This window comes from Paenibacillus tundrae (assembly GCF_030812775.1).
GTDB lineage: Bacteria > Bacillota > Bacilli > Paenibacillales > Paenibacillaceae > Paenibacillus > Paenibacillus tundrae_A.
Map to the genome: position 1 here is coordinate 23,204 of NZ_JAUSTI010000012.1, position 15,353 is coordinate 38,556.

A 15,353-nucleotide genomic window follows, 5' to 3' on the forward strand; every position below is an offset into this window, starting at 1 on the left:
TAGAGCACATAAAGCAAGCGTGAGACCAACATGAGGAGGAAAACAAGATGACAGAACGTATGACAACCAATCAAGGTGCACCTGTAGGTGACAATCAGAATTCCCGTACAGCAGGCAGGAGAGGGCCAACATTACTGGAGGACTATCACCTGCTGGAGAAGATCGCGCATTTTGACCGTGAGCGTATTCCAGAACGTGTAGTGCATGCTAGAGGTGCTGGTGCGCATGGTGTATTTACACTGGAGCAGAGCATGAAGGCATATACGAGTGCTGATTTCCTTCAAGAGCCGGGAACAGAGACGGATGTACTCGTTCGCTTCTCCACTGTTATTCATGGAACAGGGTCACCAGAGACGGCTCGTGATCCTCGTGGGTTTGCCGTTAAGTTCTATACCCAAGAAGGGAATTACGATCTTGTAGGCAACCATTTACCTGTATTCTTTATTCGGGATGCCATGAAATTTCCTGATATGGTTCATTCATTGAAGCCTGCACCAGATACGAACATTCAAGACCCGGCAAGATACTGGGATTTTATGACCCTTACCCCAGAGTCGACGCATATGATGACTTGGTTATTCTCTGATCTAGGTACACCCGCTAATTATCGTGAGATGGATGGGTTCGGTGTGCATGCTTTCAAATGGATCAATGCCCAAGGCGAGGTCCATTACGTGAAATACAAATGGGAGTCTGCCCAAGGTGTGCGCGGCTTCTCCCGTCAGGAAGTTGCCGAGGTTCAAGGGCAGGACTTTAATCATGCCACCCGGGATTTATACGATCATATCAAGAACGGACAATACCCACAGTGGAAGCTACAGGTTCAGTTGTTAAAACCGGAGCACATGGACGACTTTGCTTTTGACCCGCTCGATCCAACCAAAACATGGCCTGAAGATGTCATCCCGTTCCAAACGGTGGGTACGATGACATTGAATCGTAATCCACAGAACTTCTTTGCCGAAGTGGAGCAAGCAGCATTTTCACCAAGTGCATTAGTACCAGGCATTGAGCCGTCGGAGGATAAATTGTTACAAGGGCGTTTGTTTTCTTACCCAGATACGCAGCGCCATCGTCTTGGCCCGAATTATTTGCAAATTCCAGTAAATTGCCCGTACGCACCTGTGCGCAATCACCAACGGGATGGACTTATGAATGTGAACCAGGATCCCTCTCCGGTAAACTATGAACCGAACAGTTCTGGCAACAGCCCACAGGAGGATGCGACCTATAGAGATAGCCGGGTTCCTCTGCATGGTGAGGTTACACGGGAGAAGCTGGAGAAGACGGATGATTACACGCAGGCAGGTGAGCTATACCGCTCATTTACCACGGTAGAGCAGCAACATTTATTAGATAATTTGGTCAATGACCTGAAAGGCGTGCCTGTAGATACTCAAATGCGTGCACTATGTCACTTCTTCCGAGCAGATGGACAATTCGGTGCTCGGTTAGCTCAAGGGCTTGGCGTAGATATTTCGGCTCATATGCCGCCACAAAATCGGTAATAAGCACTAATTTTCTCATTATAGTCATAAGATATGATATGGATATATATATAGACCAGGGAGAACCGCATCGCTTGCGGACTGCCTGGTCTTCGTGCTTTTTTGGGAATCAAGAGTCACCCTATAAACTCCAGCCATTGCGCTGAAATGGAAAACATATTTACAAATCATTTACAATAAATAGCTGACATAAAGGTTGACTTCTTACTTGATGGCACTACAATGGGTAGTGTGAGGGGTGTCGGAAATGAGAATAAATAATTTCAAAGTAGGTGAACGTGGGCTGAATCGTTTTTTTGGCCCGCTGGAAGCGAAGATTATGGATATTTTGTGGGCTCGTCCGGGAAGCAGTATTCGCGAGGTTCAAGCCGCACTGGAGAAGGACAAGGATGTTAATTTTAATACGGTGATGACGGTGATGAATCGCCTCGTGGACAAGGGGCTGCTCGGCAAGACGCAGAAGGGTAGAACGTCATTGTACCAGCCAGTACAGAGCAAGGAGGAGTTCATGAACAACCAGTCCAAAGAGCTGTCCCATGAACTGGTGGATGAATTTGGTGCTCTGGCGTTGAATCATATGCTGGATGCATTGGAGGAAGCAGATTCAAGTTTGATTGAACGACTGGAGCAGAAGATTAAACAATGGAAAAAGGATAGCAACTGACATGTGGAGAGCTCGCTCGAAGCTACTGTTTACCGTCGGCATTGGCATTCCGTTGTTTGTGTTCATGCAGATGTTTATGTACGCGATGTACAAAATTTTCGGGTGGGATATCCCGTTTAATCTACTCTGGCTATGCAATCACTGGATGAGCCGGTTAGGCTGGGTATCCGTAGGACATGTTCTGCTCGTGTTGGTGTGTCTCACATTTGCTGGAACAGGTGGGTTGTTATTGGATCGGATGATGCAGACAAGAGCAGCAATTCAGAAGCTTCGTACGCTGGAGAATGTGGCACTGTCGAGGGAATTCGAAGCAACGTATCAGCATCTGAAACACCCAGGCTTTATTATCGTGGACAAGCGGTCACCAGTTGCATTTACGATCGGCCTCTGGAAACCTTATATTGTGTTATCCACTGGACTGCTAAGTATGCTTGATGCAGAGGAAGAAACTGCAGTGGTATATCATGAGGTTCACCATCTATGGCACCGTGACCCACTAAAGACAACGTTGTTGTCGGTGTTTGCCATCATGATGCCTTACCTGCCTGTATTGAAGCATACGTCCAAGCACTACCATGTGGTTAGAGAGATTTTGGCAGATAATGAAGCTATCGAACGTACGGGTAATGCAGTGGGGATTGGCAGTGCCTTGCTCAAGCTTATCCGTGCCTATCCAGAACAATGGCACGCCAAAGGAATGGCGGCTCAATCATCGTTTGCTGATACGTCGGTCAATGTCCGTATATCTAGACTGCTGGATCCCGAACAAGATGTCAGATTGATTCTGCCACGTTATGCAGTTCTGACATCGGCTACCGTAATCTTGTTACTTTCTGCCCTGTTTGTTTGGTCTATTGGGTGAGATACATGGAGAAGATGTCACTTGAAACGATATGAATATGTAGGAGGATGATGGATATGAATGCGAGAACTGTAGAGATTGGATTGTTCTTTTCTAGAATTATGATTGGATTGATCTTTGTATTGCACGGCTGGAGCAAATTCGAAGGTGGGATTAGCGGTACGGTTGGTTTCTTTGAGAGCATTGGTGTCCCTGGATTCCTCGCCTCGGTTGTGGCGGTTATTGAGCTGGCTGGAGGTGTAGCAATGATCCTTGGTTTAGGCACACGTGTATTTGCCGCAGCATTTGTTGCTATTATGGTAGGTGCACTGTTCACAGCCAAAGTGGGTGCACCATTCTTGAACGGAACCGAACTAGATTATATGCTTCTGGCAGGTTCCCTAACTTTGCTGTTTGCGGGTAGCCGTTTCTTGGCGTTGGATCAGCTCTTATCTAGACAGGGGAATGTACGACAGAACGTGAGTGCTTAACTTGGGATAATGAGTCTACAGTGAATCTAAGTCTAAAGTAAAAGTAGACTGTTATGACACCTATTAGATAGGGTTAGCAATAATAAATCATGTCATGATATATCGTCAAAGTCAGCCTTGCCTCGCTTGTCGGAATTCCGGGTAATATTACGGGAATGAAGATAAGTGGACAAGGCTTTTTTGTTTTGGACGATGGGACTACGTTTTTGGTACAATGAGAATAAGTATGCTACTAAGAAAAAATAAGAATGTTGAGGAGGATGCGCTCCATGATTAACCTTATTCCATCTGATGCCCGTTCAAGCTTTGATCGGGGCTGGTTACGTGGTAGTCACAGCTTTTCTTTTGGAGAATATCAAGATCCTAAGAACACTGCTTTTGGTCCAATGCGCGTAGCTAACGATGATGTCATTGCTCCAGGTCGTGGTTTCGGCGCACATCCGCATAGTGATATGGAGATCGTGAAAATTGTATTAAACGGTAAACTACGCCATGAGGATAATTTGGGTAATGTGGCGGTCACATCATTTGGTGGCATTCAACGGATGTCTGCGGGCAGTGGAGTCATTCATACCGAGCATAATGCTTCAGATCAGGAGGAGGTACGCTTACTCCAGCTCTGGTTTATGCCGCACACTAGAGGGCTGAAACCATCCTATGAGACGACTTCGTTTGATCCAGATGCGCTTACGGGTCAGCTTGTTCCAATCGTATCTGCAGAGGGCGGGCCTCGAATTGCATCCATCCAGCAGGACATGACCATTTACCTCAGTCGTTTGAGTAAAGGGGATACGCTGTCATTTCAGCAGGCAGCTGGTCGGCGCAGCTACATTTTTTCCATTGAAGGCAAGCTTGAGTTGAACGGAGAATTCCAACTGTCTACCGGTGATACCGCTCGTGTAGAAGAGACGCCATCGTTGGAGCTTCAAGCGAGCGATGATGTATTTTTCATGTTGATTGATCTACCTTAATGAATCGAACCGGCTTGGATAAATTCGAAGAATAGGGGATGCGTATATGACACAGCAAGAGTGGTTTATGGTTAAACATGCAGTGACAGGACGAGGACTGGTGAATAGCAAAACAGATACGTCGTCCTATCGCTATCAGCATGATGGAACCCACTTTATATTTACTGTCACAGGGCTAGACCAGCAGACAATCGAGCAGATTCTGGAGCTCAGACAGGAGCTGAATGTGTTTCGATTTGTACAACGTAAAGATCAGCCCCTGGTGAAGCATTGGTATTATGTACAAGGGGACAAGGTGGAGTATAACAAGGAAAGTCAAGCACTTACTATATTTGCAGGTTCAGAGATTCGTTATGTGCCTGAAGACTATTTTGCAGACTAGACCAGTATGATCGAACGAATAAATCAAAAGTGAGTTGCCGAGCTTTCAACAACGTGAGGAATCCTGTATGTTCAGGGTTCCTTTTTTTGTTGTTCCGAAATGTTAGGAGCTGAATTCTCAGGTGAGTATCCTATACGTTCACAGGCTTCGACATAGATATCTACCAAAGTTTTAGATCAGTCCACATAATTCTGTTCTTTCTGGCACAAGCTACCTTGTATAAAAACAAGAGAGGAGGGACGGTATATGGCGGATCATACATCGGGGAAAAGCGGTTCCCGGCACGAAGAAGAGAAGACTCATATCCCATTGGGATTACCGTCCCCGCCCATTTTACGACAGCCGATTGGTCTGACACATGAAAGCCATATGCTGGCGGTTAAGGACATTTTCTCGGATTGCTCAGATGTGGTCTTTCGCAATGTCATGATCTCACCCGAGGTTCAGGGCGTCATTGTATATATTGAAGGTATCGTTAACTCCACAGATATTCAGGAGCATATGTTACGTCCTCTCATTCGTGGTCTGGTGGAGCAGCGCACGAATGAACCAGAAGCTCCCTTGGATGATACCCGTGTTGCTCTGTCTCAGGTGAAGAAAGTAGCGACGTGGGCAGAGGCGGCAGACGGTGTACTGGAATCCTCAGCACTACTGTTGATGAATGGTAGTAAGGAGGCATGGCTGTTCAATGTCAAAGGCGGCGTCCGGCGCGGTGTCGAGGAGCCACAGACGGAGTCGGTTATTCGCGGTCCACGGGAAGGATTCACGGAGACACTACGTGTAAATACCGCGCTGCTGCGGTTTAAGCTCAAGACGCCTACGCTTAAAATGCTGAGCATGACCATCGGATCGGACACCAAAACCAATGTGGTGTTGTCCTATCTAGATGATGTTGCAGATCCGAAGCTGATCAAGGATGTGAAGAAGCGTCTCAACAAGATTAAGATCGATGGGATTTTGGAGACGGGATATATAGAGGAACTGATCGAAGACCATCCGTATTCCCCATTTCCACAGATGCATTACACCGAACGACCGGATACGGTTGCAGGTAATTTGCTGGAAGGTCGGTTTGCCATTTTTGTAGATGGAAGTCCGTTTGCCTTAATTGGGCCAGTGACGATGTGGCAGATGCTTCAGGCGAGCGAGGATTATTATGAACGGTTCTTCATTAGTAACCTTATTCGCTGGATTCGGTTTTTATTTGTGGCGATTGCTTTGTTTTTACCCGCTCTTTATATCTCAATTACGACCTTCCATCAGGATATGTTGCCAACGACTTTGATACTCAGTATTGCAGGGGCGAGGGAGGCCATTCCTTTTCCAGCCTTAGTCGAAGCGCTCATTATGGAATTATCCTTCGAAGCTCTGCGGGAAGCCGGGGTCAGGTTACCCAAAACAGTAGGCCAAGCCGTCAGTATCCTCGGTGCTTTGGTAATCGGGCAAGCAGCTGTTCAGGCAGGAATTGTATCTGCACCGATGGTTATTATCGTTTCCATGACAGGGATTGCATCGTTTACCATTCCTCGGTTCAATTTTGCTATTACGGTTCGTTTATTGCGCTTTCCGATCATGTTGCTTGCTGGGGCACTCGGATTGTACGGCATTGTCATTGGGTTGGTACTTATCTCGGTACATCTAACACAGATGACCTCCTTTGGCGTTCCATATTTATCGGGCCTTAGCCCGTATAGCAAGACAGATACCAAGGATATTGTCATGCGTGCTCCTTGGTGGAAGATGATTAATCGTCCTTCTACCGTTCACCGTGATCAGAAGAGGATGAATACGAATATCAACGGTACGCCTGAATCCGAAGAGGGGTGGTGAGTGCATGTTATTCATACGAAGATATCTTCTAGTAGGAATATTGTTGCTGAGCACTCTGCTGACGGGATGCTGGGATCGAAGAGAAATTAATGATGTTGCCTTTGTCATTGGAATTGCGGTGGATAAGGAAGAACAGCTATATCGAACAAGCCTACAGATTGCCTTACCTGGACAATCGGGGGCTTCGGGAAGTGAAGGAGGCGGGGGAGGCACAAGTGGTGATAAACCATGGTTTATGTTGTCCAATACTTCCGAGACGTTACGGGGAACCTCAAATAAAGGACAGAAGGCACTATCGCGCCAGCTCTACTATGCACACCGCCGAACATTAATGATTGGCGAGGACCTAGCTCGCGAGGGCGTTGCCCCGATGCTGGATCTATTAACACGTTATCCGCTCAATCGTTTATCAGCCATGCCGATTGTAACGAGGGGGGCTGCCCATAAGGTTTTGGACACAGATGCGCCAATTGAGAAGTTCCCTTCAGAGATGGTGCGTGAGCTGTGCTTCCTGAACATGCGTACACCTCGTTCGCTCAAAATTTTTATCGATGCCATCCTTAGCGAAGGCATTGATCCCTTTCTCCCCATCGCTTCCGTAGTCGAGAATGTCCCTAAAGACTGGAAGAACGTCAAAACCAATATTAAGCTGGATGGGCTAGCGGTTTTCAAGAAAGACAAGCTGGTGGGGATGGTTGAAAAGGAAGCTGCGGATGCACTTATTCTGGCGATGGGTGAAGCCAATGCCCCAGAAGTTATGATCAAGGCTCCCCGCGGGGAAGGAAACCTGTTCGTTAAGCTAAATGAGAACAATTCTTCGTTTGATCCTCAGATTAAAAATGGAAAAGTCACCGTGACCATCAAAATGTATGCCAAGGGAGTATTGGTTGATAACGAATCCAATTATGGCGACCTCCGAGAGGGGGAGATTACGAAATTGACTGAAGCTGTTCATACGAAGATCAAACAGGACATTGAGGAGGGTGTACGACTAATACAGACCAAATACAATGCGGACATCCTCGGTCTAGGTCGGTCTATTCATCAGCAACTTCCCAAAGAGTGGGAGAAGATGAAAGATCGCTGGAGCGATGTGTACCCTGATGTGAAAGTGATCGTTGAGCCACATATCATCATTGAAAATGTTGGCATTGTGAATAAACCGATTGGTGTTGGTGAGGAGGAGATCGTTCATGATTAAACCACTTCTCTTTACCTATTTATTCATGGTTGTACTCGTGCTCTGGATGGACTTCAAACATCTGAAGCAGGCGGCGGCGATTAATCGCTGGATATCGTACACCATCATTGGGTTTAGTACGGGGATCTTTTTCTACGTCACCAATTTAAGCAAAACGTTTTTCATTTCTGTATGGCTAACCCACTTCATTCAACACTGGTTGCCATTACCCTAATCGATTCCAATCGGGATGATCATATCCGAAAGAAAGGAGACATGTTATGAATCAGGCAGTCACCCATCGTCAACTGATTCTGCTGGTCATGCTGCTTAGCATCACAACCACATTAATACAGCCACATGCACAGGCGATATATTATGCTGAACAGCATGCGTATCTGTCTTATATCCCCGTGTTTTTGGTGATGATTTCGGTTCTCTGGATGTTGAGTCGAGTCCAGCGGCGGTTTCCGAATCAAGATCTATTTGAATCACTCGTTGTACGACATCCGTTTATGGGTCGGGTGACGGCTCTGTTGTACATCATGTTTTTCCTTTTTATATTTGCTCGCGATATTCGGTTAATTGGTGACTACGTTAGCATCACCTTGCTGGAGACTACTCCGATATCCATCATCATTCTAACGCTGATGGTCATGGCTGTATTTATTGTGAGGGGTGGACTGGGCTCGTTAATTGGGATGTCAGAGCTGTACATTACGTTATTTTTGTTGAACTCGATCATCGTTCCCTTTATGCTCATCCAGCAGATCGACTTGGATAATTTGATGCCGTATTTTGATATTGATATGGGCGGTGTTGGCAAAGGTAGTTGGTACCTAATGTCCTTTTTTGGAGAGATGGTGGCCTTGCCGTTTGTGGTGAAAGGCAGTGACTTTCGGTTTAAATCCGTGTTCTGGGGAGTAACGATTGCTGCGCTGTTAATGATGCTAATCGTCGTTGAAACGATCACATCGATCGGGGTTCCTATTGCATCGAGGCTAGTATACCCTTCGTATGAATTGGCAAGGCAGCTACAAGTGAGTGACTTTCTTGATCGGTTCGACCTAGCGCTAGCTGCAGCAACGCTACCGACCATGATTACGAAAATTGCGTTTGATCTCTACTTTGTCTGCTGGGGTATGAAACGAATGATTCCGAAAGTATCCGGTAAGGTGTTAACTGGGCCAATTGCCTTGCTTGGTTTTGTCTGTGCGTTCTGGTTCTTCCGGAATGCAATCCAACTCTTTCGATTTACAAGAGAATGGACGTGGGTCGCCATTTTGTTTGAGGTGTTGTTACCGATCTTAATATTTCTGTTTCTGCATCCTCGCAAACAAGATCGACAACCCTCTGCGGCGAAGGAGAGTGGCAATAGTGGAGGACACAGGCATACGCCGGATTCAAAAGAATCCACTTCGCAAGATCAGAAGAAAAGTGATGAGAATACAGATCATCAAACGGGAGAGCTTCAGCCTTCCTGATCCATTTCATAAAAAAACGTTATAGCTGAACATGCACCTAATGGCATGAACAAGGTTTCCCTCCACAGGACTACCCTGTATACTGTAGTCAGACTGAAGAACGTTCGGCTGAACGAACTGGGGGGAACTTGAATGGCTCAACATTTGGCAGGCATACGTGTAGCACTTACAGGACCACGCAAATCGAAGGAAATGTCCCTGCTCGTCGAGAAAATGGGTGGAATCCCACTCGTGCGACCTGCGCAGGGAACGGTGTTTTTGGATGATCGGAATATTCGCGATGGCCTCGTATCTTGGATCTCTGATACACCGGATTGGGCTGTACTAACAACAGGTATGGGTTTGGATGCGCTATTTGATATGGCAGAGGACATGGAAGTTGCGGGTCAATTATTGGACGCTTTATCTGAATCATCCATTGCAGCGCGTGGATACAAGACGGTGAATGCACTTCGCAAGCGGAAGCTGAGTCCATTAGTTCGGGATGATGATGGCAGTACAGATGGGTTAATTCGGGAATTGGAATCACATGATCTTGCAGGGAAAAAAGTAATACTACAGCTACATGGTGAGACAGCACCGAAGCTGGTAAACTGGCTGCAAGAACAAGGTGCAGAGGTTCGACAAGTGTTGCCTTACCGCCACGTCCCTCCAGAGGATCATGAGTTGGAACAGCTATTGAATGAGATTGTGAATCGTGAGGTTGATGCGGTAGCCTTTACAAGTGGACCCCAGGTTCGCTTTTTGACGGCATATGCCACATCCCAGGGGAAGCTAGAACAGATGCTGCAAGCTTTTCGTGAAGGGGTCGTTCCTGCTTCTGTAGGTAAAGTTACGGCGAATGCGATGCGTGAAGAGGGTATTGAGGCACTTGTTGTGCCAGAAGAAGAGAAGATGGGTGCCCTGATCGTGGAGCTAGGACGTTATTATGCTGCTGCACACGTGGACAAAGCATAAGCGACAATCAACAAATATAAGCATGCTAAGACGAGTTTGAACATAGATCATACTGTGCTTCATTGTATGAATAGGTCATCCTGATCCATTTTTGGGTCAGGATTTTTGCTGTTTACCCGTTGTCGTATACCAATGGATTCTGTATTAACGGAGAAAAGGTAAGCGGTTCATCCTGATCTTAAACGTGGACATTTTTTCCACAGCGATGTTATGATAAAACAAATTATTCAGCATTTTGCTCATATCTGAAAACAAGTAAGGTGCTCTTGCGTCAGGCAAGAGATAACAGGGAATCGGGTGCAAATCCCGAGCGGTCCCGCCACTGTAATGGTGAAGCTCTTTTTTGGTTGATGTCACTCGTTATTCGGGGAAGGCAGAAGAAGAAGCTAATGATCCAGAGCCAGGAGACCTACCTTACATGTGTCACCAAACCCTTCGCGGAAAGGAGTGGTGTACGAATAATCAGGAAACAGGCGGACAGACGGTTCGCCTGGTAGGCCTTTTATTTGGCGTATCAACAACTAGACGATGCTCTGTATTCACGTCTTGTGGTTGTTTTCTTGAGTGTACGTACATACGTATCCCATCCGATTGTAGGATGGGATTTTTTTGATTTTAAGAGAATGAGATATGATTTGTTGTTGATCGAATGCACTTGTCCATTTTTGAACAAAAAGCTGTTTCATGAAGCCTATTTATATAGAAGTTGCTGAACGGAATTATGGAATGTTTAGGTTTACTCAGGGAGATGGAGGAGGAGAAGCGATGCAAGGTCAAGGTAAGTTGTTGGTCATCGGATTTGGCCCAGGCGCGATGGAACATATTACGAATCGTGCACTGGAGGCGCTTCAGGAGAGCGAGGTTATCATCGGCTATAACACGTATGTCGATCTCATTCGGCCGTTGTTAAACGGACAAGCGATCGTGCGGACGGGGATGACAGAGGAAGTAAGTCGGGCTCAAGAAGCGGTTAGACAGGCCGAAATGGGCAAAATTGTTGCGGTAATCTCCAGTGGTGACGCCGGCGTATACGGTATGGCAGGTCTAGTCTATGAGGTGTTGATGGAACAGGGATGGAAGCCTGAGAGCGGCGTTGCCGTTGAAGTCATCCCAGGTGTATCGGCTATCAATTCCTGTGCATCGCTACTTGGCGCACCAGTGATGCATGATGCGTGTACGATCAGCTTAAGTGACCATCTTACCCCATGGGATACGATTATTCGCCGGGTTGAAGCAGCGGCATCAGCAGACTTTGTCATTGCACTCTATAACCCGCGCAGTGGGCGGAGAACACGTCAAATTGTTGAGACACAGGAAATGCTGCTTCGTTACCGTGATCCCAAGACTCCAGTTGGATTAGTCAAAAGCGCTTACCGGGATCGTCAGGACATTGTCATGACTACCCTGGAGGACATGCTTAATCATGAGATCGGTATGCTGACCACCGTGATCATCGGTAACTCCTCGACCATGATGTACGAAGGACTCATGGTCACTCCGCGTGGATATCAGCGCAAATACACGCTGAATACCGCGGAACAGTCGCTCAGACCTCATGAGCGACTTCGCACCGAAGCCGAGCCATGGTCGCTCGGCGCAAGAGAAGCCCGCGCTACCACCTCCGGTGAGGCAGCGGGCGCGGACGCGGCTCGCGAAGCACAAGCCGCGAAGCCCCAGGCGGAGCAAGCCATGCCCGGCGTTAGCGCCGGAACAGGCCCAGCTCCGCAGAGCCAGCCGCCTGCCGGTGCAGGAGCCTTTGCTGCGCAGGCATCGCACCCGGCTGGCGGCGGCACCGCCGTGCTCGCTGGCGAGCGGCCAGCGTCAGCACCGGCAGATGCCGCACAGCGCGCAGCCGTTGCTTCGCCGCAAGCGGGCGCAGCTGCGCTGGCGGCGGAAGCGCTAACGCGGCTCGCGGCAGGCGGTGCCCTGGCGGGCGAGTCCCCTCGCCGCTGGCTGGACGCAGCGCCTGCTGCGCCTGGCGTGAGCGGCGAAGCACTGCAGGCCGCGGTCACTACGGCGGTTCGCACTACGCCCGCACCAGGGCAGAAGCCGCCGCTGTTCGAAGTTGGCGTATCGCCTGGCGTCGGCAACAAGAAGTTCACTGCTGCGCAGATGGCACTGCTCGCACAGTGTGCGAGTGAAGATGGGGAGCTGGAGTATACACCAGAGCACCAGATTATTTTGCGAGTGCCAACCTTTGAGCCGGATCAACTCGTAGATGAGCTGCGGGCAGCGAACTTTATCGTAGTACCGATCGGGGATGTCATTAAAGTGAAAGCATGTGACTTCTGTGACATGGAGAAGGATGATGCTGTGCCGATGGCTAATCATTTGCAGGCCGTTATTGGCGGATTGAATGCTCCGAAGGAAACAAGCGTTGCCCTCAATGGATGTGGGATGGCTTGTTATGGTGCGGTGCTTGAGGATATCGGTATTGTGTATCGCAAAGGCGGGTATGACCTGTTCCTTGGCGGTAAGAAATTCGGACGTAATGCTCATCCTGCACAACCCGTGGCTGAAGGCATTACGGGAGATGAGATTGGTGGCATTGTGGAACGGATTGTTGCAGAGTATCGAGAAAAAGGACATCCGAATGAACGTTTTCATAAATTTTTCAAACGTGTTGGCATGATTCAAGGCTTCCGTCATGTGGATGCACCCGTTACGGTGGAAGTTAATCCGATCTGTGGCGACTAATCTTCTGCGAGGCAGAAAAGAACTCACAAGGTGATAAATGTGTGTTCAATAAGATCTTTTTTTTGCAGAGAATGCGATCTAAGTCACCTTTCAGTTCGAGCTGGATAGCCCAGAATCGAGTGATACCAACACGTTGTTATATAGAAGAGAGTAGCTGGACTACACCATGAAATGAAAATGTAGAAACATGCAATTGTTGTTGATGTGCAATGAATGGAACACAAACACTATTTGATGAGATGCCTAGATCCGTAGATCAGGCTAGGGAGGAATTATCCGGAGATGAATGCGATATTGCTGGTGGGACACGGTAGCCGTGATCCCGAGGGAAACCGGGAGTTAATGGAGTTTGCAAACTCAGTGGCAGAGAAAGCACCGAAGAATACGATTGTGGAAACTTGTTTTTTGGAGTTAGCTAAACCAGGTATTGCCCAAGGCGTAACGGCATGTGTAGAAAAGGGAGCGACTCGCGTCGTGCTCGTACCTATTATTTTGTTCGCAGCAGGTCATGCCAAAATCGATATTCCAAATGCCATTGACCGTGCCAAAGCGCGTTATCCTCAAGTGGAATTCATCTATGGACGTCCTATCGGTGTGCACGAGAAGGTCATTCAGATTATGCAGACCCGTTTGCAGGAAGCACAGCCTGTATCTGCAAGTTCCGGCGGGGGAACGGCTGTAGCAACTGCACCGGTGGCGACGGATGAAGAAACTGCGATCCTAGTGCTTGGAAGAGGAAGTAGTGACCCTGATGCGAACAGTGACTTTTTCAAAATGACGCGGATGTTGTGGGAGAAGTTGCCCTACAAGTGGGCCGAAAGTAGCTTTATCGGTGTAACTCAGCCTTCCTTCCCAGATGGATTGCAACGTTGCCTTCTGCTCGGAGCGAAGAAAATTATCGTGATGCCGTACTTCCTGTTCACAGGTGTGCTCATTAAACGTATTGATGAGATGACGGCAGAATTTGCAGCAGCACATCCAGATGTTCAGGTGGAGATCGGGGGATATTTCGGTCTACATCCACAACTGGTGGAAGTCGTACTAGAAAGAGCCAACGAAGGCTTATATGGACGTGTAGCTGCCAACTGTGATAATTGCCAGTTCAGACTGGAAGCGGCAAAACATCACCATCACCACCACGATCATGACCACGATCATCATCATGATCATGACCACCATCATGATCACGACCATCACCATGATCACGGGCATGACCATCATCACCACGATCATGTGCATACACATCACCACGAAGAGACGCATACTCACGAGCACACTCATGAACACGAGAAGGCCGAACAGAGGCTGGCGCCTGATTTCCATCACGATCACGATGGCGAGTTACATCATACTCATCATGATCAAGAAATCATTTCCGGTCATCAACATGATGTGCCTTCACATGCCGAGACAGATGAGCAGACAACTAACGCACAGATTGCTGTAGCGGAGGAGCAGGTGAAGGGCTCATGATCTTCATGTTATGTGGAACAAGTGATGCGCGGGAGCTCGCATTACAAATTCAGCAGCAAGGTACAGAGGTGCTGACATCTGTAGTGACCGAGAGCGCAGCGAATAGTCTGTCTGAGGCAGGTTTGCCGGTACGCACAGGTCGTTTGACGATTCAAGCCATGGTAGAACTGGTACAAAAACAAGGAAGTCAAGCCATCGTAGATGCGAGCCACCCCTTTGCTGAAGAAGCACATGCCAATGCAATGGAAGCGGCCAAACAAGCAGGCATTCCCTACATTCGTTACGAGCGTACAGGACTTGCCTACGACGACCATCCGTTGTTACATGTGGTTTCTTCCTATGATGAAGCGGCACAGCAAGCGAAAGAGCTCAAGGGTTCTGTGATGCTAACAACAGGCAGCAAAACACTACAAATTTTCACGAAGCACCTGCTCGGAGACCCAGATATTCGTCTCGTTGCTCGTATGCTTCCGCGTCTCGATAATATGGAGAAATGCAATGAGCTAGGTGTGGAACAACGCAATATTATTGCGATGCAGGGGCCATTTTCACGTGAGATGAATGAAGCATTGTACAAGCATTACGCCACAACCGTTATGGTCACCAAGGAAAGCGGCAAAACCGGAGCCGTTGATGAGAAAATCCAATCTGCGTTGGAGCTGGGCATTCATGTGGTGCTGATCTCACGCCCTGAGGCGGAGTTTGGAACGGTATTTGATGAATTTGATGGTGTACTGAGTGAGCTGAGCCGTGTACTGGTGCCATAAACAGCACATATAGAGGTTGTTCCAAAAGTCCGCTTTTGATTACGCACATATAGTCCAAATTTTCAAAATTTAATTTTAAATGAATGATTTTCATAATCCCTTTTAGGA

The 15,353-nt window shown here is 47.8% G+C and carries 14 protein-coding genes and 1 riboswitch; all 14 genes read left to right on the forward strand.

Features of this window, described 5'->3' with window-relative positions; genetic code table 11:
• Positions 1–47 precede the first annotated feature (47 nt).
• The 14 genes from J2T19_RS19695 (at position 48) to cobK (ending at position 15,245) form a co-directional block, all read left to right on the forward strand.
• Positions 48–1,508, forward strand: coding sequence for a catalase (locus J2T19_RS19695; protein ID WP_307218723.1), 1,461 nt, complete (start codon positions 48–50; stop codon positions 1,506–1,508).
• 247 nt (positions 1,509–1,755) lie between these two features.
• Entirely contained in the window at positions 1,756–2,172 is a 417-nt protein-coding gene (locus J2T19_RS19700) for a BlaI/MecI/CopY family transcriptional regulator (protein WP_056701974.1), read from the forward strand.
• Position 2,173: 1 nt separating this feature from the next.
• On the forward strand, positions 2,174–3,034 hold the full coding sequence (locus tag J2T19_RS19705; protein ID WP_307218726.1) for a M56 family metallopeptidase: 861 nt from the start codon (positions 2,174–2,176) through the stop codon (positions 3,032–3,034).
• Between the two features lie 56 nt (positions 3,035–3,090).
• A complete protein-coding gene (locus tag J2T19_RS19710; RefSeq protein ID WP_307218729.1) occupies positions 3,091–3,504 on the forward strand; it encodes a DoxX family protein in 414 nt (137 codons plus the stop codon).
• Positions 3,505–3,773: 269 nt separating this feature from the next.
• Positions 3,774–4,475: a pirin family protein gene (locus J2T19_RS19715; RefSeq protein WP_307218730.1), complete on the forward strand. Its 702-nt coding sequence runs from the start codon at positions 3,774–3,776 to the stop codon at positions 4,473–4,475.
• Positions 4,476–4,521: 46 nt separating this feature from the next.
• Positions 4,522–4,857, forward strand: coding sequence for a hypothetical protein (locus J2T19_RS19720; RefSeq protein WP_307218732.1), 336 nt, complete (start codon positions 4,522–4,524; stop codon positions 4,855–4,857).
• Positions 4,858–5,103: 246 nt separating this feature from the next.
• Positions 5,104–6,687, forward strand: a complete 1,584-nt coding sequence (locus J2T19_RS19725) for a spore germination protein (RefSeq protein ID WP_370874907.1) — start codon at positions 5,104–5,106, stop codon at positions 6,685–6,687.
• A gap of 4 nt (positions 6,688–6,691) precedes the next feature.
• Complete coding sequence (locus tag J2T19_RS19730; protein WP_307218734.1) at positions 6,692–7,888, forward strand: Ger(x)C family spore germination protein; 1,197 nt, start codon at positions 6,692–6,694, stop codon at positions 7,886–7,888.
• The gene (locus J2T19_RS19735; RefSeq protein WP_307218736.1) at positions 7,881–8,102 is read left to right on the forward strand and encodes a hypothetical protein; all 222 of its coding nucleotides are present in this window, start codon (positions 7,881–7,883) and stop codon (positions 8,100–8,102) included. Before J2T19_RS19730 ends, J2T19_RS19735 begins: the two co-directional genes overlap by 8 nt.
• Positions 8,103–8,148: 46 nt before the next feature.
• The gene (locus J2T19_RS19740; protein WP_307218738.1) at positions 8,149–9,351 is read left to right on the forward strand and encodes a GerAB/ArcD/ProY family transporter; all 1,203 of its coding nucleotides are present in this window, start codon (positions 8,149–8,151) and stop codon (positions 9,349–9,351) included.
• Positions 9,352–9,483: 132 nt separating this feature from the next.
• Positions 9,484–10,308 carry a uroporphyrinogen-III synthase gene (locus tag J2T19_RS19745; RefSeq protein ID WP_307218740.1) on the forward strand — a complete coding sequence of 275 codons (825 nt, stop codon included), beginning with the start codon at positions 9,484–9,486 and terminating at the stop codon, positions 10,306–10,308.
• 241 nt (positions 10,309–10,549) lie between these two features.
• Positions 10,550–10,739: riboswitch (cobalamin riboswitch) on the forward strand.
• Between the two features lie 334 nt (positions 10,740–11,073).
• A complete protein-coding gene (cobJ, locus tag J2T19_RS19750) occupies positions 11,074–13,005 on the forward strand; it encodes a precorrin-3B C(17)-methyltransferase (protein WP_307218742.1) in 1,932 nt (643 codons plus the stop codon).
• 282 nt (positions 13,006–13,287) lie between these two features.
• The gene (locus tag J2T19_RS19755) at positions 13,288–14,478 is read left to right on the forward strand and encodes a sirohydrochlorin chelatase (protein ID WP_307218744.1); all 1,191 of its coding nucleotides are present in this window, start codon (positions 13,288–13,290) and stop codon (positions 14,476–14,478) included.
• Positions 14,475–15,245: a precorrin-6A reductase gene (gene cobK, locus J2T19_RS19760; RefSeq protein ID WP_307218746.1), complete on the forward strand. Its 771-nt coding sequence runs from the start codon at positions 14,475–14,477 to the stop codon at positions 15,243–15,245. The genes J2T19_RS19755 and cobK overlap by 4 nt, the downstream gene beginning before the upstream one ends.
• Positions 15,246–15,353: the final 108 nt, after the last annotated feature.